Here is a 24,288-nt window from a genome sequence, read left to right as displayed (position 1 = left end):
GCGCCGGACGATAGCCGCTGGAGTGGCGACAGCCGACCCACGCGCCGATGGCTGTGCCTCAGAAGCCAAGGTTTACCTTGCGAGTTGCTGAAGATGCGTCCGGCCCGGGAAAGAATGGGCCGGACGCGCAGGCGAGAGCGACGGGCGCCGCGGTCAGTGCGCCATCATCTCGCTCACGATTTCCTTCGCGCTCAGGGAGGACGGATAGTAGGTCGGCCAGTTCGTCACCTCCTCCAGCAGAGCGGCGCGATCATTACCCCAGTAGAGGTGATAATGGTCGGCTGCCTCAGGCGCTATTCTGTGGTCGCTGAACTGAATGTACTGCGGGGCGGCGGCATCTCCTTCGGTCTTCTTGAAGATGAAGCGGACGCCACGGTTGCCCTTCTTGTAGGTCAGGACCTCATAGCCGTCGCTGGCATAGCGAGCCTTAAGCGGCTGCCCGTCCTTGAAGAAGGTCACGGTGTCGCCATCGATCGTGATGCGCTCGACGTCGGTCTTGTAGCCGATCTCGTAATAGGCCTTGTACTCGTCGGCGGTCTGGTCGCCGCTCTCCGCCTTGTGCGCCATGACCGGATCGAGCGTCCCGTCCTGCAGATGGGGATAGACCGACTGCCAATCGCCGGCCCAGTCGGAAAGAACACGCTCCTTGATCTGGCTGTCTTTAAAGTGGCCTTTGTAGATCTGGTCATCACCGTGGCTGTGGCTGTGTGCCTCCTTGCCGTCAGTATCGTGGACCTGGCCAGAGCCGCCGACCGCGACGATGTTGAAGGGCTTGCCCTCGATGGCGATTTCACCGGCCTTGGCGAAAGACGCCGCGTCGACGAGATGCAGCTTGCCCTGAAGAGGATCGGTCACGACGACCTGGTCACCGGCGACCGCGATGCGCGGGCGCGGATCGTTCCAGTGACCGTCCATCGAATACGGATCGGTCAGCTTGAGCGAATTGGCGGTCTTGCCGGCAACGACGTCGAGCTGGTGAAGCTGGCCGTCCTCGGTGAAGACGTAGGCGAACTTGGCACGGACCGGATCGACCGCAAAATGCACGCGGCGCGTCGGAAGGCTGATTAGCCGGAATGCGTCGCTCTCGACCGTCGGATCGATCAGCACCACCTTGTCGGCGCCGTAGTTGCCGAGGAAATATTGCGGGCCCCTGCCGCCGATCAGCGTCGTCGTTTTGCCGTCCGGCAGGCTGTCGGCATAGGGCAGATGACGGATCGCCGGGGTGCCGTCGCCATGGCTGACGACAAGCAGGCCGGTCGCGCAGGCGAAAGCCCTGATATTGCCGGAAGACGCCTCGCCGTGGAGGTCGTGGCAGGCGTGGATGCCGCCGATCGGCGCTCCGGCTTCGTCAGCGACCCTGATGCCGACCGGGAGTTCGTCCGGTTTTTCCCTGTTCGGCTCTGACAGGAGGACGTGGGAGCCATAGGCGACTGCGACGCCGTGCTGCGGCGCGTCCGTCTTCACTTCCCTGAAATCCGATTTGCCTTCCAGGACCGCCTTCTCGGAGATGATGCGGGCGACACCTTCGCCGTCGAAAAAAGCCGCGAAGTCTCCGTCATGCTCGACGAAATGCGACGGCTTCTTTGCTGTGATCTCGACGCCGGCAAGCTTTGGCGCTTCGACATCGATGTCGCCGTGTTCACCGTGGTCCTCGAAGGAGATGCCGCTCGCGATCCCGGTAACTACGCCGGCCGAGCCCTGCACGGCGAACACGGTCCGGCCGCTTTCGCTGCGATGGAGCGACGCCGGCCCTTTAATCTGGAACGTGTCGAGCTTTCCGCCATCGACAGCATCGATTACGGTCACCTTCGGGTCCGCGTGATCCGAGATGAAGAGGCGCCACGCGGTCACCTCCTCGGCATGGGCAGCACTCGTTGATAGAGACAGAAGCAGCGCGATGGCCGTGGCTGACGCCCAATTTGTCCTCACGGTATTCTCCTTAAATGTTATTACATAACTGATTGGCCGATGAAAAGACTGATTGCTCCGCCTTTCATCGTTGAGGTGGCGATCAGCTTCCGAGGATCGCGCCTTTGATCGTCGTGATGTTGTGCCGCATCATCTCGAGATAGGTCGCGGCCGGGCCGTTCTCGTCCGACAGGGCGTCGGAATAGAGTTCACCGCCGACTTTCAGGCCCGTCTCGCTGGCGATCTGCTCGATCAGGCGGGGATTGGTGACGTTTTCCACGAAGATCGCCGAAGCCTTGTCTTGCCTGATCTGTTTGATGAGGGCCGCGACATCGGCGGCTGAAGCTTCAGATTCGGTGGAGACGCCTTCCGGTGCGAGGAATTTTATGCCGTATTCGTGCTCGAAATACCCAAAGGCATCGTGGGAGGTGATGATCGTGCGCTTGCCCTCGGGGACCTCCGCCACAGCAGCCTTGATCTCCTCTTCCAGTGCGTCGAGCTGCCTGCCGTACGATTCGGCATTGGCCCGATAAATGTCGCAGCCGGCGGCATCGTCGGCACAGAAGGCGTCGGCGATGTTCTTCACATAGAGTTCGGCATTGTGCACGGACTGCCATGCATGAGGATCGGACTCGCCGTGATGATGGTGCCCTTCCTCATGGCCCTCTTCCGCCTCCGCGGCGTGCCCTTGCCCGCCCTTGGCGGCCTTATCCTGATCGTGGTGACCTTCTTCCTCGGTGTTGCGCAACACCTCGCCGCCTTTGGTCAACTCCACGACCGGCGCCTTCGTCGCGCTCGCCTCGACGAGACGCTGAAGGAAGCCCTCGAACTGAAGGCCGTTGACCAGCACCACGTCGGCAGAACCGACGGTGGCCGCGTCGGCCGGCTTCGGTTCGTAGACATGGGCGTCACCATTCGGGCCGACCAGCGTGATGATGTCGACACGGTCACCGCCGACATTCTTGGCGAAATCGGCAATGATCGAGAAACTGGCGACAACCTTGAGGTTCTCTGCCGCGGCCACCGACGGGATGATGGGCAACGATGTTATGACGCCCACCACGGCGGCAAGCTTCAGCGTCCTGGACATTCGATCAACTCCTTCTGTTCAAGCGGTTCTATGGGAGATGTGCCGGACACGTGGCGAGCAGCCGCGCGTCCCGGCAGAGATGGAAAGAACGTAGATCGTGCACGCCGACAGATGATTGCCGGGCCGGACGATCCCATCGAGGTGATGCACGGCGGGGTGGCTGTTGTGGCCCAGCGTCAGGTCTTGAAAGATCACACAGGTGGCCATTCGATCCGTCTCCGCGGCAGCCACCAAAGTCAGCCCCGCTCTTGACGAGCCGTATGTTATGTTATTACGTTCGTCAATCGAAAAGTGTCGCACGGCTCAGAGCGCTGGCCCTGTCTAAAATCGAGCCAGGCCTGGCAGCAGGATCGCGGTCGTCCACAGTTGCACCGAGGGCGAAAACCCGCTGAACGGGTTGGCGCATCACCCCGGCCGGGCAACGCTCGGTGCATCTTTGGCCGCGCACGCCGGTGCTCGACTTTGCCCAACGCGACTACAAGGTTCTGACGGCCACGATCGGCTGGTCGTCCTCCTTAACCACATGACGAATGCAGCGTAGCTCGCGGCTTTTCGCTGGTTTATGACAATGATCTGTGGTTGTAGCGCGTGGCGGTCGGGCAGAAAAATGCTCCGCTTTGCGTCTGTTTGCCCGGTTTTTCAGCCTATCTGAGGGAGTAATCGATAAAATGGCGAATGAAAACTGGCCCGTTTACGGCGAGATTACCGGCCCTGTCGTGATGATCGGCTTCGGCTCGATCGGACGGGGAACGCTGCCGCTGATCGAGCGCCATTTCAAGTTCGACAAGTCGCGCATGACGGTCATCGACCCACGCGATACCGATCGCAAGCTGCTCGACGAGCGCGACATCACCTTCATGCAGGATGCGGTGACCAAGAAGAACTACAAGACGCTGCTGACGCCGCTGCTGACCAAAGGCGGTGGCCAGGGCTTTTGCGTCAACCTCTCGGTCGACACCGGCTCAGTGGATTTGATGCGGCTCTGTCGCAAGCTGGGTGTGCTTTACATCGACACCGTCGTAGAGCCGTGGCTCGGCTTCTATTTCGACACCAAGGCCGACAATGCCAGCCGCAGCAACTACGCGCTGCGTGAATCCATGATCGAAGAAAAGCACGCGCATCCCGGCGGGGCGACCGCAATCTCCACCTGTGGCGCCAATCCAGGCATGGTCTCGTGGTTCGTCAAGCAGGCTCTGGTCAACCTCGCCACCGATCTTGGCCTCGAGTTCTCGGAGCCCGCGCAGCACGATCGCGAAAGTTGGGCCAGGCTGATGAAGAAGGCCGGCGTCAAGGGTATCCACATCGCCGAGCGCGACACACAGCGCACCAAGAAGCCGAAGCCGATGAACGTGTTCTGGAACACCTGGTCGGTCGAAGGCTTCATCTCGGAAGGGCTTCAACCGGCCGAACTAGGTTGGGGCACGCATGAGACGTGGATGCCGAAGAACGGCAAGGAGCACAAGAATGGCTCGAGGGCCGCAATCTATCTGGAGCAGCCGGGCGCCAACACGCGTGTGCGCAGCTGGTGCCCGACGCCCGGCCCGCAATACGGCTTCCTGGTGACGCACAACGAGTCGATTTCGATCGCCGACTTCTTCACCCTGCGCGGCAAGAAGGGCAAAGTCCAATATCGCCCGACCTGTCACTATGCCTACCATCCCTGCAACGACGCCGTGCTGTCGCTGCACGAGATGTTCGGTGCCGCTGGCAAGGCACAACCCGTGCATCACGTGCTCGATGAAAACGAACTGGTCGACGGTGTCGACGAGCTCGGCGTGCTGCTCTACGGCCACGACAAGAACGCCTATTGGTATGGTTCGCAACTGTCGCTGGCGGAAGCGCGCAAGCTGGCGCCGTATCAGAACGCCACGGGCATGCAGGTCACGTCGGCAGTGCTGGCGGGCATGGTCTGGGCGCTGGAAAATCCCGAGGCCGGCATCGTCGAGGCCGACGAGATGGACTACAGGCGCTGCCTGGAAGTGCAGTCCCCCTATCTGGGGCCGATCAAGGGCTACTACACCGATTGGACGCCGCTCGATAACCGCCCTGGTCTGTTCCCGGAAGACCTCGACAAAAACGACCCATGGCAATTCCGCAACATCCTCGTTCGATAGCAATGTTTCACTGCCTTGCAATCGCCTGGAAATCGGGCGATTGAAGGAAAGGTGGCGGCCTGGAGCGACGTGCGTCCATTTGGACGCACAAAGTATAGCGCTTTGAATGTGCGCATCGTGCTTTCCGAAAAATCGGATCGATTTTCCGGCCGATGCGAGAGGAGAGGATTTTGATGATGACGATTGCGCGCAAATTGCTTTCGGCCGGCATTGTCGCGGCCGCTGCCGCCTCGGCGGCGTGCACCACCGCCGGCCCGGGCGGGCCGCCATTGGCCGCGCGGAGCGCGGTCGAAGGCTCATGGATCGACGCGCAAGGCACGGGCCTATCGACCTTCGCCGGCGGCAGCTTCAATACCGTCGCGACCGACACCGGCCAGAAACTTGCCGACGGCAGCTACACCATGACCGGCGGTACCTCGGTCGAAATCCAGGGCACTTCGCTGATCCGCCAGACGCCGATCAGCTTCAACTGCTTGTTGATCTCCACCTCGCAGCTTAATTGCACCAGCGCGAGCGGGCAGAACTTTGTGCTGACGCGACGCACCTGAGCCCATACTGAACTGCTTTTGCAAAGGACGGCGGCTTGAGGCCGCCGTCCTTTTTGTGCCGGCAAAGCTGGCCCCGATTCCGCTTGCATCACCTAAAACGCGATGTGAACATGGACGAAAAGCTGGCTGTAATGTTCCAGTCAAGCAAGGGCGTTAGACAGGTCATCCGGGAGACGAAGATGAAGAAGATCGCCGCCATTGCCGCCCTGTCGGCGTCTACCCTTGGCCTGTCAGCCGGCGTGTCCTTTGCCGACTACACGCTGAACATCCTGCACATCAACGACTGGCATAGCCGCATCGAAAGCAACAACAAATATGAATCGACCTGCTCGGCCGACGAGGAGACCAAGGGCGAGTGCACCGGCGGCGCGGCGCGGCTGATCACCGCGATCGCCCAGGAGCGCAAGAAGCTGGAAGGCCAGAACGTGCTGCTGCTCAGCGCCGGCGACAATTTCCAGGGTTCGCTCTTCTACACCACCTACAAGGGCAAGACCGAAGGCGAATTCCTCAACCAGATGAAATTCGACGCCATGGCGGTCGGCAATCACGAGTTCGACGACGGCGAGTCGGCGCTGGCGCCGTTCCTGGATATGATAAAATTTCCGGTGCTCGGCGCCAATGTGACGGCCAACGCGCAATCTAAGCTCGGTGACCGCGTGAAACCGTCGATCGTGATCGAGGTCGGCGGCCAGAAGATCGGCGTCGTCGGCGCGGTCACCAACGCCACGCCCGAACTCGCTTCGCCAGGCCCTAACGTCACGATCGAGGACGACGTCAAGTCGATCACATCGGAGGTCGAGAAGCTGAAGGGAGAAGGCGTCAACAAGATCATCGCGGTCACCCATATAGGTTACAAGCGCGAGCGCGACGTCATCGCCAAGATCCCGGGTGTCGACGTGGTGGTCGGCGGCCACAGCCATTCGCTGCTGTCCAACACCGACCCCAAGGCTGAAGGCCCCTACCCGACGATGGTCGACAATCCGGACGGCTACAAAGTGCCAGTCGTCCAGGCGGCGTCCTATTCGAAATATCTCGGTGAGTTCAAGGTCGTGTTTGATGACAACGGCGTCGTCAAGCAAGCCAGCGGCGACCCGATCTACCTCGACAAGTCGATCACGCCAGATCCCGCGGTGCTTGCCCGCATCAAGGAGCTCGGCGCGCCAATCGAGGCGTTGAAGAACCAGGAGGTCGCCGAAACCACCAAGGCGATCGACGGCAGCCGTGAGAACTGCCGCACCCGCGAGTGCGAGATGGGCAATCTCGTCTCCGATGCCGTCCTTGACCGCGTCAAGGACCAGGGTGTGGAGATCGTCATCACGAATGGCGGCGGTCTGCGCGCTTCGATCGACCAGGGCACCGTCACCATGGGCGAAGTGCTGAACGTGCTGCCGTTCCAGAACACAGTGGCGACCTTCCAGATTTCCGGCAAGGATCTGATTGCCGGACTCGAGAACGGTCTCAGCCAGATCGAGGACGGCGCCGGACGCTTCCCGCAGGTTGCCGGCCTGAAGTATTCATTCGACAAATCGGCTGCCCCGAATGCCGGGCGCGTCAAGTCAGTCGAAGTCATGCAAGGCGGCGCGTGGACCCCGATCAATCCGGACAAGGATTACTTGGTCGCCACCAACAACTATGTGCGCCAGGGCGGCGACGGCTACAAGGTGTTCGCCGACAAGGCCAAGAACGCCTATGATTACGGACCGGGCCTCGAACAGGTGGTCGCCGATTATCTCAGTGCACATCGGCCCTATACGCCGAAGCTCGATGGCCGCATTACCGAGATCACCGCCGCCGCCGCGGCGGAACCGGCCCAGGAACCGGCGAAGCCGGCCGAGGCTGCGCCCGCTCCGGCCGAGCCCGCAAAACCAGCAGAAACGGCTCCAGCCGCGACTGCGGAGCCGGCGATGCCCGAACCGCCGGCTGGTTCGGACGATATCGCCACGACGCCGCCAGCCGTGCCGGCGGAACCCGCCCCGGCAACGCCGGCACCTGCCGAGCCGGCAAAGCCAGCCGAGACGGTGCCTGCGGCACCCGCTCCTGCGGCGGAACCAGCCCAGGAACCAGCCAAGCCAGCCGAAGCTGCGCCTGCCGAGCCGGCAAAGCCGGCCGAAAGCAGCCATGTGATCGTTGCCGGCGACACCTATTGGGATCTGGCGGAAAAAGCCTATGGCGATGGCGCCAGGTGGAAAACGATCTCCGACGCCAACAAGGACTATGAGCCGCGCCGCCTTCCCGTCGGCGTGACCTTGACCATCCCGGCCGCAAACTAAATTCTTCCGTCATTGTTGGAAAACCCGTCCGGGTAACCGGGCGGGTTTTCTGCTTTCCGCCTGAGGTAAGATAAGGTGCGGCCAGACGCTGCATTGAAAACCGGCGCGGCATCGCTAGTTTCGCGCAGTGTCCGGAGATCCCTTATGACGCTTTCCAACCCTGTCGATCCCAAGGCTGCGAAGGTCCTCGGCCCGCCGCCGGCAGGACAGCCGCCGGTCGGGGCGGGCAGGATCGGCGTCATGCTGGTTAATCTCGGCACGCCCGACGGCACGGAATTCAAGCCGATGTGGCGCTATCTCAGGGAATTCCTGTCCGATCCGCGCGTCATCGAGCTCAACAAGGCGATCTGGTACCCGATCCTCTACGGGCTGGTTCTCACCACGCGGCCGAAGAAGTCGGGCGCCAACTATGCCAGGATATGGAACCGGCAGCGTAACGAGTCGCCGCTGCGCACCTACACCCGCGCCCAGAGCGAAAAGCTGACCGAGGCGCTGCGCGACCTGCCCGGCGTCACCGTCGACTGGGCGATGCGTTACGGCAATCCTTCCACCGAGAGCGTCGCCAAGGGGCTGGTCGCGCAGGGCTGCGACCGCATTCTCTCTTTTCCGCTCTATCCGCAATATTCCGCGACCACGACCGCGACCGCCAACGACCAGCTGTTTCGCGCGCTGATGAAGATGCGCCGCGCCCCGGCGATCCGCAGCGTGCCGCCCTACTATGCCGAACCGGTTTATATCGAGGCGCTTGCCCGTTCGATCGAGCGCCATCTTGCGAGCCTTGATTTCGAGCCGGAAGTGGTCATCGCCTCCTATCACGGCATTCCGAAACCCTATTCCGACAAGGGTGACCCCTATCAGGCCCATTGCCTGGAGACGACCCGGCTGCTGCGGGAAAAGCTCGGCTGGGATGACAAGAAGCTGATCACCACGTTTCAGTCGCGCTTCGGTGCGCAGGAGTGGCTGCAGCCTTACACCGACAAGACGGTCGAGGAATTGCCCGGAGAAGGCGTGAAATCGATCGCCATCGTCAATCCGGGCTTTTCCGTCGACTGCATCGAGACGCTGGACGAGATCGGCAGGGAGGCGGCCGAGACCTACCATCATGCCGGCGGCGAGAAGTTCGCGCACATCCCCTGCCTCAATGACAGTGCCGAGGGCATGGCGGTGATCGAGGCGATGGTGCGGCGCGAACTGTCGGGCTGGATCTGAAGCGGATACAATCGAGCGCCGCTAGCCGGCTTTCTATGCACCGGTAATCCACTATCACCTGATTGTAACGTTCCTGAAACACACTTAAGTGTTTGGTGAAGTCGGCCGCCGGAAACATTTCCGTGGCCGGCATCTGAGGGAGAGCCAAATGGATTTCAGTGGTTTCGATATCGCGCTTCTTGTTCTTGTTGCTCTTGTCGTGCTCGTGCTTTTCAAGGGCATCCGTACAATTCCGCAAGGCTACAATTATACCGTCGAACGCTTTGGCCGCTATACCAAGACATTGAGCCCCGGCCTCAACATCATCGTGCCGTTCGTCGATCGCATCGGCGCCAAGTTGAACATGATGGAGCAGGTGCTCGACGTCCCGACCCAGGAGATCATCACCCGCGACAACGCCACCGTCGCCGTCGACGGCGTCGCCTTCTACCAGGTGCTCAACGCCGCACAGGCCGCCTATCAGGTCGCCGGGCTGGAGAACGCCATCCTCAACCTGACGATGACCAACATCCGTACCGTGATGGGCTCGATGGACCTCGACGAGCTTTTGTCGAACCGCGACGCCATCAACGAACGCCTGCTGCGCGTCGTCGACGAGGCGGCGCATCCCTGGGGCATCAAGATCACCCGCGTCGAGATCAAGGACATCAACCCACCGGCCAACCTCGTCGAATCGATGGGTCGCCAGATGATGGCCGAACGCAACAAGCGCGCGCAGATCCTCGACGCCGAAGGCCTCAAGCAGTCGCAGATCCTGGAAGCCGAGGGCCGCAAGGAAGCCGCCTTCCGCGATGCCGAGGCGCGCGAACGCTCGGCCGAGGCCGAGGCCCGCGCCACGCAGGTGGTGTCGGAAGCGATCGCGAAGGGCGACGTGCAGGCGCTCAACTACTTCGTTGCGCTGAAATACACCGAAGCGCTGACCAGGATCGGCTCCGCCACAAACAGCAAGGTCGTGCTGATGCCGATGGAGGCTTCATCATTGATCGGCACGCTCGGCGGGATCGGCGCGATCGCCAAGGAAGTCTTCGGCAGCGAGGGCACTGCCGGCACGCCGCGGCAAGCTTCACGCCCGCCGGCAGTTCGCCCGAGCGAAAGCTGAGGCCGATCCGATGTTCGACCGCATCATTTCGGAACTCGGTCCCTGGAATTGGATGGTTCTCGGCTTTGTCCTCCTCGTGATGGAGGTCATCGCACCGGGCATCTTCATGCTATGGATCGGCATCGCCGCGCTGCTGATCGGTGCAGTCTCCCTGCTCATCTGGGACGCAGGATTCTGGACCTGGCAGATCCAGGTTCTCGCCTTCCTCGCTTTGTCGCTGATCTCAGCCTATGTCGGCAAGAGACTGGTGGGCGGACGCCATGACCCGACCGACCAGCCGCTGCTCAATCGCCGCGGGGAACAAATGATTGGCAGGATGGCGACACTTGCCGAGCCGATCAAGGACGGGCGCGGCCGCATAAAGCTGGGCGACACGCTATGGCGCGTCTCAGGCCCCGATCTGCCTGCCGGCACGCAGGTGCGCGTGACGGGCGCGGCCGACACCGATCTGGAGCTGACGGTCGAGGCGGTCTAGGACCGATCCCACCCATCTCGGCGGGCGACTTTTCAAACAGGCCTGAGGTCTGTCAGGCCGCACCGATGCGCAGCAGGTCGTGCAGATGGACAAGTCCGACCGGCCGTCCGCTCTCGACAACCATCAGGCTGGAAATGGCCGAATTGTTGATCGTCTGCAGCGCCGTCGCCACCAGCGTATCCGGCCCGGCTGTCTTCGGCTCCTTGGTCATGACCTCATCGACGCTCATCGTCAAAAGATTATTGCCGATGTGGCGCCTGATATCGCCATCGGTGACGATGCCGATCAGCGCACCATCCGCGGCGGTTATCGCCACGCAGCCAAACCCCTTGCGAGACAATTCGAGGATTGCTTCGCGCATTCCGGTGCCGGAAGGCACCAGCGGCAGCCTGTCGCCGACATGCATGATGTCGCGGATCTGCGTCAGATTGGCGCCAAGTTGCCCGCCGGGATGGAAGGTGCGGAAATGATCCGGCGTGAAGCCGCGCGCTTCGAGCAACGCGATGGCCAGCGCATCGCCGATCACCAGTTGCAGCAGCGTCGATGTCGTCGGTGCCAGGCCGTGCGGGCAGGCTTCTGGCGCACGCGGCAGCAGGAGCACCACATCGGCCGCGCGCGCCAGCGCCGATCGCTCTCCGGCGGTGACCGCGATCAGCGGAATCGAGAAGCGCCTGGAATAGGCGATGATGCCCTTGAGCTCGCGGCTCTCGCCCGACCACGACATGGCGATGATGGCATCGTCCTTGGCGATCATGCCGAGGTCGCCATGATTGGCTTCGGCAGGATGGACGAAGAAAGCCGGCGTGCCGGTCGAGGCGAGCGTTGCGGCGATCTTTGAGCCGATGTGGCCGCTCTTGCCGACGCCGGTGACGATGACGCGGCCCTCGATTTGCGACACCATGTCGACGGCGTGCGCGAACGGTTCGGTCAATCCGTTTTCGAGCGCGGCCGCCAGCGCCGCGACACCGGCCTGCTCGGTCGCTACCGTTCTAAGCGCCGAGGCGATCGAAGCTTGCCCATCGAGCCGCTTCTTGTCTGGGGATCTCGCATGCATGGCTGATGCGATTAGCGCTTTGCCGCGCGCCTGTCCAACGGAATTGCCATCCAGCGAGGCCTGATCCACCGCTGCCTCAACCCTCCGTTAACCATCCCCATTTACGGTTCGGTAAGTATGGCGCGCGTGCGCCGCGCAAGCAGTGGTGGCAATGTCCGGGGCCCAGCCTGAAAAGAAAAGAAGACGAAACGGCAAGGCGGTCTGCGCCTTGCTGCTGGCGACCAGCGTCTTCGCCTTGCTGCGGCCTGCGCAGCCCTATGCCCAGGTAACCGAGCTGCGCGGCGAGGTTTCGGAATCGGCGATTCTGGACGACCAGCAGCGCAAAACCAGGCAATTGAGCCTGGCCAGCGCCGAGGATCAGACGGCGCAGGCCGACGCAACCACCCAGAGCACTGCGCCGGCGCCCACCTATCAGCCGACCAGCCCGGGCGCCGTACAGGACGACGAGACGGCACCCGCGACTGGCAGCATTTTTGATCCGCCGGAGGCGACCGACGATCCGTTTGCGGACACCCCCGCTCCCGTCCCGACGCGCCGGCCATCGAGCGCAACGCAAGGCGCGGCCGATCAAGACGAAGCCGCCGAGACACAAGCCACCGCAGCGACTGCAGTCACGACGAATGACACGGAAACCGGCGAAACTGACCAGGACGCCACCAATCGCCGTGCCGTGACCATTGATTCCGCCGACAGGCAGCAGCTCGATCCGGGCGCTGAGCGCGCCGAAGCCATCGAAGGCCGGGACAAGAGGGCCGAGGACGACCCGTTCGCCGCCACCGGCATCAAACTCGGCTCCTTCGTGATCAGGCCAACGCTCGAGCAAGGCCTGACGGCGTCGTCGAATGCCGATTCAAGCAGCGAAGGCAAGCCGGCCCTGCTGTCGGAAACGACGCTGCGCTTCAATGCCATCTCCCACTGGCGGGAGAATTCGGCTGTCATCGACGGCTACGGCACCTTTCTCAAGACTATATCGGGCGACGAGGTTCAGGAGGCACGGGGCCGTGTCGATGGCACGCTCAATGTCGACCTCGACAACGATCTGCGCGCTATCGCCAAGCTCGGTTACGAGGCGGCGCCGGAATCGGCTTCGTCGCCAGTCGTCATCGAAGGCACCGTCGAGCAGCCGGTGCGCCAGACCATTGACGGCAGCCTTGCGCTCGAGAAGGATGCCGGCAAGATGCGCTTCGCCCTGACCGGCGCTGTCGAACACGACATTTACGGCGACGCCAAGCTTTCGACGGGCGGCACGCTGTCGCAGAAAGACCGCGACTCGACGCTCTATACCGCCACTTTGCGCACCGGCTACGAGATTTCCCCCGCTATCACTCCCTTCACCGAGGTCGAAATCGGCCGCCGGGTCTATGATTTGCGCGTCGACACCAATGGTTTCGAACGATCCTCGACGCGGCTTGGCGTTCGGGCCGGCGCCGAGCTCGATCTTGGCGAGAAGCTTGCCGGCGAATTCTCGGCCGGCTGGCTGCGGGAGGCGATCGACGACGACCGCCTGCCGGCAATTTCGGGTGCCACGGTGAATGCCGACCTCAGATGGTCGCCGGAACGCGGCACCACGATCGGCCTCACCGGGCAGACGATCGTCGAGGGCACGACCGCCGCCAACGAAAGCGGCGACATCCTTTACTCCGGCCGCCTCACCGGCGAGCGGGAAATCCGTGCCAACCTGATCGGGAACGCAGCTCTCGGCGTGGCCTGGCGCGACTACATCGGGTCGGACGGCCATGATCTGACGCTGAGCGCCGAGGCCGGACTGACATGGTGGCTGAACCGGTATGCCGGACTGACCACCCGCGCCAGAACTGAAAAACAGACCAGCAATCTGGAGGGCCGCGACTACACCGCCCATAGTATCTTCGTCGGGGTGACACTGCAGCCGTAAACCACAGCCGTTGGAGGAATGCCAAGATTCGGGTCAGGCGGTGGCGAGCACGGTGGTTTCGAGACCCTGAACGCGGCCTACTTTGGGCGGTTTCCTAAAACGCCGCGCCCCGCTGCTCTGACGGCTTCATCTCGTCGAGAAGCTTGCGGATAACGCCCGCCATGCGTCCGTTTATGTCGCTGCGCCACAGCGCGAAGGCGACATTGGCCTCGACAAAGCCTTCCGGCGATCCGCAATCGAAGGTGCGCCCCTGGTAGTGGCAGCCATAAAAGGGCTGCTGCTTTTCCAGCTTCAGCATCGCATCGGTGAGCTGGATCTCGTTGCCGGCGCCCTTCTCCTGGCCCTCGAGTATTGTGAATATCTCCGGTTGCAGGATGTAGCGCCCGTTGATGTATAGATTGGAGGGTGCCGTGCCGGTCTTCGGCTTCTCCACCATGCCGGTGATACGGAAACCGTGATGCGCATCCTCGCCGCGGCCGACGATGCCGTATTTATGAGCCTCGGCGGGGTCGCATTCCTGAACCGCGACGATATTGTTGCCGGTCTCGGCATAAAGCTCGACCATCTCCTTCATGCAGCTTTTTTCCGACTGCATGATCATATCGGGCAAAAGCAGCGCGAAGGGCTCGTCGCCGACCAGTTCGCGGGCACACCAGACGGCATGGCCAAGGCCGAGCGGCACCTGCTGGCGCGTGAAGCTGGTCTGGCCCGGCGAGGGTTGCAGCCGCTGCAGGCGGGCGAGCTCGTCGTCCTTGCCGCGCTGGGCGAGCGTGTCATAGAGTTCGAACTGGACGTCGAAATGGTCCTCGATGACCGCCTTGTTGCGGCCGGTCACGAAGATGAAATGCTCGATGCCGGCTTCGCGTGCCTCGTCGACCACATACTGGATGACTGGCCTGTCGACGACGGTCAGCATTTCCTTGGGTATAGCCTTGGTGGCCGGGAGAAAACGCGTGCCGAGACCGGCGACCGGGAAAACTGCCTTGCGAACTCTCTTCATGCTGTCAATTATCCGCTTCTAAGCCTGTTCGGCAATCCCGCTTCAAGACATTTTCGTGCCGGAATCGAGGATTATGGAACGGCTGGTCAGAAGAAATTTGTATTCTGCAAAGCACCAACCCGCCTTTTCGTTCCCAACGGCACCTATGGTAAACTAAATGCTAACCCGGTTCGGCAATGAATAATCTTCCTGTGATGAAGAAGGAGGAAAAGATGTCTGTTCGCAACGCCGCAAAGCGCTTCACAAGCATCTTTGCGGCCGCCAGCCTGTCGCTTGCCTTGCTGATGCCCACCGGATCGGCTTTTGCCGACGCCGGTTTCCGGCAATGGGTGGCCAGCTTCCGCGCAACCGCGGTGCGGAGCGGTGTTTCCGGCGCCGTTTACGACCGGGCATTCGAGGGCATCAGCGATGCCGACCCGGTCGTGCTGGAAAAAGCGCGTTATCAACCCGAATTCACCGCGCCCGCATGGGACTATTTCGACAACCGCGTCCATGACCAGTCGGTCGCTGTCGGCCAGCAGATGGCCAGGAAGTGGAAGCCGTGGCTGGACAGGATCGAGGCAAAATACGGCGTCGACCGTCATATCCTACTGGCTATTTGGTCTATGGAATCGAACTACGGCGAAATCCTCAAGCGCGACGATGTCATGCGCAATGTCGTGCGTTCGCTGGCAACGCTTGGCTATGCCGACTCGAGACGATCGAAATTTGCCCGCACCCAGTTGATCGCGGCGCTGAAAATCCTGCAAAGGGGCGATATCGACAAAAGCCACCTCAGCGGCTCATGGGCCGGCGCAATGGGCCATACCCAGTTCATTCCTACCAGCTATCAGGCCTATGCGGTCGACATGGATGGCGACGGCAAGCGCGACATCTGGAATTCGATTCCCGATGCATTGGCAACAGCCGCCAATCTGCTCAAGAAAAACGGCTGGCAGGCCGGCAAGACCTGGGGCTATGAAGTCGCCCTTCCCGAGGGGAAAAAGTTCCCGGCCGGATCGAAATCACTGTCGCAATGGCAAGCGCTGGGTGTCACGCGTGTCAACGGCAAGCCGTTCAAGAACAGTGCGGAGAAGGCCACGCTGAAGGTGCCAGGCGGCCGCGGCGGCCCGGCTTTCCTGATGATCAAGAATTTTTCGGTCATCAAGCGCTACAACAATGCCGACAAATACGCAGTTGCCGTTGGCCTTCTTGCCGATGAAATCGCCGGCCATGGTGGGCTTGTGCGGGACTGGAAGCGGCCTTTCACGAAGCTCTCCTTCGAGGAGAGGCAGGAGCTTCAGCAGCGGCTTTCCCAGTACGGCTATTACGACGGCAAGTTCGACGGCAAGATCGGCGAGGGATCGAAAGCCGCCATCATGGCCTTCCAGGCGAAGGCTGGCTTGACCCAGGACGGACATCCGAGCATGGAAGTGCTCAAATGGCTCAGGCAGAACTAGCCTCGCCTCGGGAGACGACCTGGAGCATCGGACCCAAACCGGTTTTTGGGGAAATCCGATGCTCAACTAAGAGACAGCGGCGGCACGGTTTTATTCGAGAATCCGGCGCTCTTAAGGGATGGAGAGGGTAATTGGTTTCGGCAGCGCGTATTTGGGTAATCCTCAGTCGCGTGCCGATCCTGATTCTGGCTATTGCCGTCCTGGCCGTCAGCACTGCCGCCGTCTTTCACTCGCCGGCCATGGCGCAGGAGGAACAAAGGCGTGGCTGGTCGCTGCGGGACTTATTGTTTCTGCGCCGAAGCGAGCGGGTGGAACCGCCGCGACAAATTCAGAGGGCCGGGCCACGGAAGTCAAAAGCAAGAAAGCCCCGCGCGGCGCCGCGCCGGCCGGCTGAGCCGGCAACCCAGATTGTCGAGAAAGCGCCGGATGCCCGCACCGTTCTGGTGGTCGGCGATTTCATGGCGAGCGGCCTCGCCGAAGGTCTCGACACCGCCTTTGCCGAAAACACCAAGGTCAGGATCGTCGTTCGCAGCAACGGTTCGTCCGGTTTCGTGCGTGACGATTTCTACAACTGGCCCGAACAGATCAAGTCGCTGATCGAGACCGAAAAGCCCGCGGCCGTAATCGTCATGCTGGGCTCCAACGATCGGCAGCAAATGCGCGTGAACGGGGAACGCGAACAGCCGCGGTCCGAGGCCTGGACCAACGAATACGAACGCCGGACCGAAGCGTTCGGCAAGGCGATTGCATCGGCCGAGGTGCCGTATCTGTGGGTCGGCATGCCGGCATTCAAGGCGCCGAAGATGACCTCAGACATGCTGGCTTTCAACGACATCTATCGCACGACGGCCGAAAGTCATGGCGGCGAATTCATCGACATCTGGGACGGTTTCGTCGACGAGGACGGCGCCTTTGTCACCAGCGGGCCTGATATCAACGGCCAGCCGGTGCGCCTGCGCACCGACGACGGCATCTATGTGTCGAAAGCCGGCAAACGCAAACTCGCCTTCTATGCCGAAAAGCCCTTGATGAAGATCCTTGGAATGACCGCGCCCACGGGCACACCGGCAACTTATGCGCCAGCGGGCGCCCCGGTCGAGGCGCCGGCACCTGCACCGATGGCCGTCGATCGCACCGTGCCGATGCTGCTCAGCGATCCGGCACTCGACGGCGGTTCGGAACTTCTCGGCGCCGCAGCGCCGGCAAAGGCGGACGGGTCCGGCGAAAAACTCGTCGTCGAGGGTAAGGCGCCCGCTGCTTCGCCCGGCCGCGCCGACGATTTTTCCTGGCCGCCCAGGGGACAGCCTGCGGCGGCCGCAACCGAAACGACCACGGCGATCACTCCGTAAACCTGCCCCGGGGCACCGGAAGAGCAGAAAGCGTCTTCAGAGGGCCGCGCAAGTAGGGTCTCGAGAAAGCCTCAGCGCGGCAGCACGCTCGATCCCATCAGCGCCTCGTCGATCGAGCGCGCCGCTTGCCGGCCCTCGCGGATCGCCCAGACGACCAGCGACTGACCGCGGCGGACATCGCCCGCCGCATAGAGCTTTTCGACGCTGGTCTTGTAGTCGCGGTCATTGGCCTCGACGTTCTTCGAGCGGCGACTGTCGGTGGCGATCTTCATCTGACCATCCAGCTCCGACACCGGTCCGACGGTGGCCGGCCCGGCAAAGCCGATGGCGATGAAGGCGAGATCCGCGCGGATGACGAATTCCGTGCCGGCGATCGGCTTGCGCTTTTCATCGACCTCGCAGCATTTGACACCGGTCAACGCGCCGTCCTCACCGATGAATTCGAGCGTCGCCACCTGGAACTCGCGCTCGGCGCCTTCGGCCTGCGAGGACGAGGTGCGCATCTTCGTCGCCCAGTAGGGCCAGACCGAGAGCTTGTCTTCCTTTTCCGGCGGTTGCGGCCGGATGTCGAGCTGGGTGACGCGTACGGCGCCCTGGCGGAAGGCGGTGCCTACGCAGTCGGAGGCGGTGTCGCCGCCGCCGACGACGACGACATGCTGCCCGCCGGCGACGATCGGGCGCGATGGCCACGCCACCGACTGGATCGGCTCGCCGCCGACGCGCTTGTTCTGCTGCACCAGATAAGGCATCGCGTCATGCACGCCGTCGAGATCGTCGCCGGGAATGTTGGCCGGACGCGGTGTTTCTGATCCGCCGCAATAGAGCACCGCATCATATTCAGCGAGTAGCTCCGCCACCGGCTTGTCGACGCCGACATTGATACCACAATGGAAGCTGACACCCTCGCCCTGCATCTGCTCGATGCGCCGGTCGATATAGTGTTTCTCAATCTTGAAGTCGGGGATGCCGTAGCGCATCAGCCCACCCGGCCGGCTCTCGCGCTCATAGACGTGAACGTCGTGGCCGGCGCGGCCAAGCTGCTGGGCGGCCGCCATGCCGGCCGGCCCCGAGCCAATGACGGCGACGCGCTTGCCGGTCTTCTTTTCCGGCGGATAGGGCCGGATATGACCGGTTTCATAGGCCTTGTCGGCGATCGCCTGCTCAATCGTCTTGATGGCGACCGGAATGTCCTCGAGGTTGAGCGTGCAGGCTTCCTCGCAAGGCGCCGGACAGATGCGGCCGGTGAATTCCGGGAAATTGTTGGTCGAGTGCAGGTTGCGGATCGCATTGTCCCAGTCGCCATTGTAGACGAGGTCGTTCCAATCCGGGATCTGGTTGTGGACCGGGCAGCCGGTCGGCCCGTGGCAGTACGGGATGCCGCAATCCATACAGCGCGCGGCCTGTTTCTCGACCTCCTTGTCCGACATCGGCAGCGTGAACTCGCGAAAATGCCGGATGCGGTCGGAAGCCGGCTGGTACTTGTGCACCTGCCGGTCGATCTCGAGAAATCCTGTTACCTTGCCCATAGTCCAGTCCCTGCTGTCCAGATGGCGCGCTCGACGACGCACCCGTTAACCTCATAAGGCAGCCATGGCAACCTTCAGTCCGAGGCCAGGATTGTTGATGAAGGCGTCGACAGGGAAGCCTGGCTTCCCGGCAACTCCCAAAGCCTATTCCGCCGCCACGCCCATGCGCATGCGTTCCATTTCGATCAGCGCGCGGCGGTATTCGACCGGCATGATCTTCCGGAATTTCGGCCGGAAAGTCGCCCAGTTGTCGAGGATCTCGCGGCCGCGCACCGAACCCGTATAATGGACGTGGTTCGAGATCAGCTGATAGAGCCGCTCCTCGTCATGGCTGGTCATGTCGCCGGACACGTCGACGCGGCCTTTGTGGTCGAGGTCGCCGCCATGATGGAGCAGTTTCTCCATCAGGTCGTCTTCTTCGGGAACGGGTTCCAGTTCGACCATCGCCATGTTGCAGCGCTCGGCGAAATCACCCTCCTCGTCGAGCACATAGGCGACGCCGCCCGACATACCGGCGGCGAAGTTGCGGCCGGTCTGGCCGATGACGACGACAATGCCGCCGGTCATGTACTCGCAGCCATGGTCGCCAACGCCTTCGACGACGGCGGCCACGCCCGAATTGCGAACCGCAAAACGCTCGCCGGCGACGCCGGAGAAATAGGCCTCGCCCTCGGTCGCGCCGTAGAGCACCGTGTTGCCGACGATGATCGACTCCGCTGCGACGATGTTCGTGTTCTCCGGCGGGCGGATGACGATGCGGCCGCCCGACAGGCCTTTGCCGACATAGTCATTGGCCGCACCGACCAGCTCGAACGAAACCCCACGCGCCAGGAAGGCGCCGAACGACTGGCCGGCGGTACCGGTGAGTTTCACCGAGATCGTATCCTCGCGCAGGCCCTTGTGCTTGAAGCGCTTTGCCACTTCACCAGACAGCATGGCGCCGGTCGAACGGTCGACATTGCGGATCGGCAGCTCGATGCTGACCGGCTGCCTGGCTTCCAGCGCCGGCTTGGCCAACTCGATCAGCTTGCGGTCGAGCACGTCGTCGATCGGATGCTTCTGCCGCTCAGTCCAGTGCACCGCCTCATGCGGGGCATCCGGCTTGAAGAACATCTTGCTGAAATCGAGCCCGCGCGCCTTCCAGTGCTGGATCAGCGCCCGCTTTTCCAAGAGATCGGTGTCGCCGATGATCTGGTCGAGATGGGTGTAACCCATCTCGGCGAGCAACGCCCGGACCTCTTCAGCCACATAGAAGAAGAAGTTGATGACATGTTCCGGCGTACCCTTGAAGCGCTTGCGCAAGACCGGATCCTGCGTCGCGACGCCGACCGGGCAGGTGTTGAGATGGCACTTGCGCATCATGATGCAGCCGGCCGCGATCAGCGGCGCGGTCGAGAAGCCGAATTCGTCGGCGCCAAGCAGCGCGCCAATGACGACGTCGCGGCCGGTGCGCAGGCCGCCATCGACCTGCAGCGCGACGCGCGACCTGAGGCCGTTGAGTACCAGCGTCTGGTGCGTCTCGGCAAGGCCCATTTCCCACGGGCTGCCGGCGTGCTTGAGCGAGGTCAGCGGCGATGCACCGGTGCCGCCGTCATAGCCGGAAATGGTGATGTGATCGGCGCGCGCCTTGGCGACGCCGGCCGCAACCGTGCCGACACCGACTTCGGACACCAGCTTGACCGAGACATCAGCCGCCGGATTGACGTTCTTGAGATCGTAGATGAGCTGCGCCAGATCCTCGATCGAGTAGATGTCGTGATGCGGCGGCGGCGAGATCAGGCCGACGCCGGGCGTCGAATGCCTGACCTTGGCAATGGTGGCATCGACCTTGTGGCCGGGCAGCTGACCGCCCTCGCCCGGCTTTGCGCCTTGCGCGACTTTGATCTGCATCACATCGGAATTCACCAGATATTCCGCCGTCACGCCGAACCGCCCGGAGGCGACCTGCTTGATCGCCGAACGCTCGGGGTTCTTGCCGCCGCCCGGCAGCGGCAGGTAGCGGTCGGCCTCTTCGCCGCCCTCGCCGGTGTTCGACTTGCCGCCGATGGTGTTCATGGCGCGCGCCAGCGTGGTGTGCGCTTCCCTGGAGATCGAGCCGAAGGACATCGCTCCGGTCGAGAACCGCTTGACGATATCGGCCGCCGACATGACCTCGTCGAGCGCGACCTTCTTGCGCCCGGTTTCTTCGGCGAGCCTGATCTTGAACAGGCCGCGAATGCTCTGCGCCCGCGCCGTCTCGCTGTCGATTTGAGCGGAATAGTCCTTGAAGGTCTCCCACGACCCCTGGCGCACAGCGTGCTGCAGGGTGGCCACCGCATCGGGCGACCAGATATGCGCTTCGCCGCGCATGCGGAACATGTATTCGCCGCCGACCTCCAGGCTGTTGCGCAGCACCGGGTCGTTCCCGAAGCCGTCGGCGTGGCGGCTGACCGTCTCGGCCGCGATCTCTTCCAGCCCGACGCCTTCGATCAGCGTCGCGGTGCCGGTGAAATACTTCTGCACGAAATCGGCCTTCAGCCCGATGGCGTCGAAGATCTGCGCGCCGCAATAGGACTGGTAGGTCGAGATGCCCATCTTCGACATCACCTTGAGAATGCCCTTGCCGATCGACTTGATGTAGCGGGACACAACCTCATAGGCGTCGACCTCGGCCGGGAGCTCGCCGCGCTTATGCATGTCGAGCAGCGTGTCGAAGGCGAGATAGGGATTGATCGCCTCGGCGCCATAGCCGGCAAGGCAGCAGAAATGATGCACCTCGCGTGGTTCGCCGGACTCGACAACGAGCCCCACCGAGGTGCGCAAGCCCTTGCGGATCAGATGATGGTGAACCGCCGCCGTCGCCAGCAATGCCGGGATGGCGATGCGGTCCGGCCCGAGCTGACGGTCGGACAGGATGATGATGTTGTAGCCGCCGGCGACCGCCGCCTCGGCGCGCTCGCACAGCCGGTCGATGGCGCCCTGCATGCCGGCTGCGCCTTCGTTCGAAGCATAGGTGATGTCGATCGTCTTGGTGTCGAAACGGTCTTCGGTATGACCGATGGAGCGGATCTTTTCGAGATCCCCATTGGTCAGGATCGGCTGGCGCACTTCGAGCCGCTTGCGACGCGAATTGCCGACGAGGTCGAAGATGTTCGGCCTCGGCCCGATGAAGGACACCAGGCTCATCACCAGTTCCTCGCGGATCGGGTCGATCGGCGGGTTGGTGACTTGGGCGAAGTTCTGCTTGAAATAGGTGTAGAGCAGCTTCGATCTGTCCGACATCGCCGAAATCGGCGTGTCGGTGCCCATTGAGCCGACCGCTTCCTGGCCGGTGGTCGCCATCGGCGACATCAACAGCTTGGTGTCTTCCTGGCTGTAGCCGAACGCCTGCTGGCGATCGAGCAGGCTGACGTCCCTGCGCAATGCGCGCGGCTCGACCGGCTTCAGGTCTTCCAGGATGAGCTGGGTGTTGGCGAGCCAGCTCTTGTAGGGATGCCTGGTCGCGATCTCCGACTTGATCTCCTCGTCGGAAACGATGCGGCCCTTCTCCAGGTCGATCAAAAGCATGCGGCCGGGCTGCAGCCGCCACTTCTTGACGATCCTTTCCTCCGGCACCGGCAGCACGCCGGCTTCCGAGGCCATGATGACGCGATCGTCGTCGGTGACGATGTAGCGCGCCGGGCGCAGCCCATTGCGGTCGAGCGTGGCGCCGATCTGGCGGCCGTCGGTGAAGGCCACCGCCGCCGGCCCATCCCACGGCTCCATCAGGGCCGCGTGATATTCGTAAAAGGCCTTGCGATCCTGATCCATCAACTTGTTGCCGGCCCAGGCCTCCGGGATCAGCATCATCATCGCGTGAGCTAGCGAGTAGCCGCCCTGCGTCAGGAACTCGAGCGCATTGTCGAAACATGCGGTGTCCGACTGCCCCTCATAGGAGATCGGCCACAGCTTGGAGATGTCGTTGCCGAACAGTTCGGAATCGACCGAAGCCTGCCGCGCCGCCATCCAGTTGACGTTGCCGCGCAGCGTGTTGATTTCGCCATTGTGGGCGACCATGCGATAGGGATGCGCTAGCTTCCAAGACGGGAAGGTGTTGGTCGAGAAACGCTGGTGGACCAGGATCAGCGCCGTCTCGAAACGCGGATCGGTCAGATCCTTGTAATAGGCGCCGACCTGATAGGCCAGGAACATGCCCTTGTAAACGATGGTCCGCGATGACATCGACACGACGTAGAAGCCATTGTCGACGCCCTTGGTCTCCTCGTGGATACGACCGGAAATGACCTTGCGCAGGATGTAGAGCCGCCGCTCGTAATCGTCGTCGCTCTCTATCTCGGCGCCACGACCCAGGAACACCTGCCGCTGGACCGGTTCGGAAGCAGCGATATCAGGCGCCTTTGACAGCGATGAATTGTCGACCGGCACATCGCGAAAGCCGAGCAGCGGCTGGCCTTCGAGGTGCGCCACCTCGGCGATGATGCCTTCGATATGCGCCTGAAGCTCCGGATCGCGCGGCATGAACACATGGCCGACGGCATAGTGGCCGGGCTTGGGCAATTCGACGCCCTGGCTGGCCATTTCCTCGCGGAAGAAGCGGTCGGGAAGCTGCACCAGCACGCCGGCGCCGTCGCCCATCAGCGGATCAGCGCCGACGGCGCCGCGATGCGTCAGATTTTCGAGCACCGCAAGGCCGTCCTTGACGATCTGATGCGACTTCACGCCCTTCATGTTGGCGATGAAGCCGACGCCGCAGGCATCGTGCTCGTTGCGCGGATCGTAAAGGCCGTGGGCGGCGAAGCCGGTATGGGTTCGCCCAATCTTGGTCAGGGACGGATTTTTGACGGCTGGCGCTTTCGTCTGCGCGGCCGGGCCGTTCATCGCAGATGGCGTCACTTCCGTCATCGTCCTGTCCTCCATTCCGCGCCCTTAGGGCGCTGGTTTCCGTCGGGAAGCGCATGAGCTTCCCTCTCATCCTTGCGGCACGTCTTGCGAAATCCTTGCCGAACCAGGCAGGCCTGGTTCGCATCCGGGAATCGTACAGGCCAGAGCCAGACTGTCTACCTGTCGCTCGCGGCAACGGCAGGAGTGACCTAAAGATACGCCAATCCAGCCTGTTTTGCGCGACAAAATAAGACAGCACTACTGTCCTAAATTTTTATGACAGAAATCGCGGATGCGCACAAGACCGATTCACAACAATCTCGGGCTGTTCGCGACAGAAAATTACGCGCGGCCACGCCAAAACGCAACCTTCCACCGTATGTCCTGTTTTCCGCTCTCGCTGGCTTTACTGCTTATCCGGGGCTTGGCACTTGCGAGCGGCATGCGAAAGCG

14 protein-coding genes and 2 pseudogenes are annotated in these 24,288 nt (G+C 62.4%); 9 read left to right on the top strand and 7 right to left on the bottom strand.

Going from position 1 to position 24,288, the window contains the following annotated elements; genetic code table 11:
• Nucleotides 1-153 precede the first annotated feature (153 nt).
• From EN807_RS37620 to aztC, 3 genes and pseudogenes are all read right to left on the bottom strand, one after another.
• Nucleotides 154-684: pseudogene (locus tag EN807_RS37620) on the bottom strand (metal-binding protein ZinT); the annotation flags it as partial.
• Nucleotides 685-756: 72 nt separating this feature from the next.
• A pseudogene (gene aztD, locus EN807_RS37615) lies at nt 757-1,851 on the bottom strand (zinc metallochaperone AztD); the annotation flags it as partial.
• A 160-nt stretch (nt 1,852-2,011) separates the two neighbouring features.
• Nucleotides 2,012-2,998 (bottom strand): zinc ABC transporter substrate-binding protein AztC, encoded by a 987-nt coding sequence (gene aztC, locus EN807_RS09915; RefSeq protein WP_135934787.1) that lies wholly within the window; start codon nt 2,996-2,998, stop codon nt 2,012-2,014.
• A gap of 668 nt (nt 2,999-3,666) precedes the next feature.
• Here aztC and EN807_RS09910 point away from each other — a divergent pair.
• The 6 genes from EN807_RS09910 (at nt 3,667) to EN807_RS09885 (ending at nt 10,713) form a co-directional block, all read left to right on the top strand.
• Nucleotides 3,667-5,112, top strand: a complete 1,446-nt coding sequence (locus EN807_RS09910) for a homospermidine synthase (protein WP_135934786.1) — start codon at nt 3,667-3,669, stop codon at nt 5,110-5,112.
• 176 nt (nt 5,113-5,288) lie between these two features.
• Entirely contained in the window at nt 5,289-5,660 is a 372-nt protein-coding gene (locus EN807_RS09905; protein ID WP_127316868.1) for a hypothetical protein, read from the top strand.
• 179 nt (nt 5,661-5,839) lie between these two features.
• A complete protein-coding gene (locus tag EN807_RS09900; protein WP_135934785.1) occupies nt 5,840-7,930 on the top strand; it encodes a bifunctional UDP-sugar hydrolase/5'-nucleotidase in 2,091 nt (696 codons plus the stop codon).
• 144 nt (nt 7,931-8,074) lie between these two features.
• Nucleotides 8,075-9,139, top strand: a complete 1,065-nt coding sequence (gene hemH / locus EN807_RS09895; protein ID WP_135934784.1) for a ferrochelatase — start codon at nt 8,075-8,077, stop codon at nt 9,137-9,139.
• Nucleotides 9,140-9,287: 148 nt separating this feature from the next.
• A complete protein-coding gene (locus EN807_RS09890) occupies nt 9,288-10,238 on the top strand; it encodes an SPFH domain-containing protein (RefSeq protein WP_135934783.1) in 951 nt (316 codons plus the stop codon).
• Between the two features lie 10 nt (nt 10,239-10,248).
• On the top strand, nt 10,249-10,713 hold the full coding sequence (locus EN807_RS09885; protein ID WP_135934782.1) for an NfeD family protein: 465 nt from the start codon (nt 10,249-10,251) through the stop codon (nt 10,711-10,713).
• A gap of 52 nt (nt 10,714-10,765) precedes the next feature.
• Here EN807_RS09885 and EN807_RS09880 read toward each other — a convergent pair whose 3' ends face one another.
• The gene (locus tag EN807_RS09880; RefSeq protein WP_127316837.1) at nt 10,766-11,767 is read right to left on the bottom strand and encodes a KpsF/GutQ family sugar-phosphate isomerase; all 1,002 of its coding nucleotides are present in this window, start codon (nt 11,765-11,767) and stop codon (nt 10,766-10,768) included.
• Between the two features lie 151 nt (nt 11,768-11,918).
• Between EN807_RS09880 and EN807_RS09875 the strand changes: the two genes are divergently transcribed.
• Nucleotides 11,919-13,661, top strand: a complete 1,743-nt coding sequence (locus tag EN807_RS09875; protein WP_135934781.1) for an outer membrane beta-barrel protein — start codon at nt 11,919-11,921, stop codon at nt 13,659-13,661.
• A gap of 94 nt (nt 13,662-13,755) precedes the next feature.
• On the opposite strand, the gene galU is transcribed toward EN807_RS09875, so the two are convergent.
• Nucleotides 13,756-14,670: a UTP--glucose-1-phosphate uridylyltransferase GalU gene (gene galU, locus EN807_RS09870; RefSeq protein ID WP_189522456.1), complete on the bottom strand. Its 915-nt coding sequence runs from the start codon at nt 14,668-14,670 to the stop codon at nt 13,756-13,758.
• Between the two features lie 203 nt (nt 14,671-14,873).
• Between galU and EN807_RS09865 the strand changes: the two genes are divergently transcribed.
• A complete protein-coding gene (locus EN807_RS09865; RefSeq protein WP_135934779.1) occupies nt 14,874-16,100 on the top strand; it encodes a lytic murein transglycosylase in 1,227 nt (408 codons plus the stop codon).
• 131 nt (nt 16,101-16,231) lie between these two features.
• Nucleotides 16,232-17,449 carry a DUF459 domain-containing protein gene (locus EN807_RS09860; protein WP_135934778.1) on the top strand — a complete coding sequence of 406 codons (1,218 nt, stop codon included), beginning with the start codon at nt 16,232-16,234 and terminating at the stop codon, nt 17,447-17,449.
• A 71-nt stretch (nt 17,450-17,520) separates the two neighbouring features.
• On the opposite strand, the gene EN807_RS09855 is transcribed toward EN807_RS09860, so the two are convergent.
• Both EN807_RS09855 and gltB read right to left on the bottom strand, forming a co-directional pair.
• The gene (locus EN807_RS09855; protein ID WP_135934777.1) at nt 17,521-18,975 is read right to left on the bottom strand and encodes a glutamate synthase subunit beta; all 1,455 of its coding nucleotides are present in this window, start codon (nt 18,973-18,975) and stop codon (nt 17,521-17,523) included.
• Nucleotides 18,976-19,119: 144 nt separating this feature from the next.
• Nucleotides 19,120-23,856, bottom strand: a complete 4,737-nt coding sequence (gltB, locus tag EN807_RS09850) for a glutamate synthase large subunit (protein ID WP_135934776.1) — start codon at nt 23,854-23,856, stop codon at nt 19,120-19,122.
• Nucleotides 23,857-24,288 lie beyond the last annotated feature (432 nt).

Origin of the sequence: Mesorhizobium sp. M5C.F.Ca.ET.164.01.1.1 (assembly GCF_004792125.1) — a bacterium.
GTDB classification, from domain to species: Bacteria; Pseudomonadota; Alphaproteobacteria; order Rhizobiales; family Rhizobiaceae; genus Mesorhizobium; species Mesorhizobium wenxiniae.
Note: the sequence above shows the minus strand (reverse complement) of the source record. Positions and strands in the feature narration are given on the sequence as shown.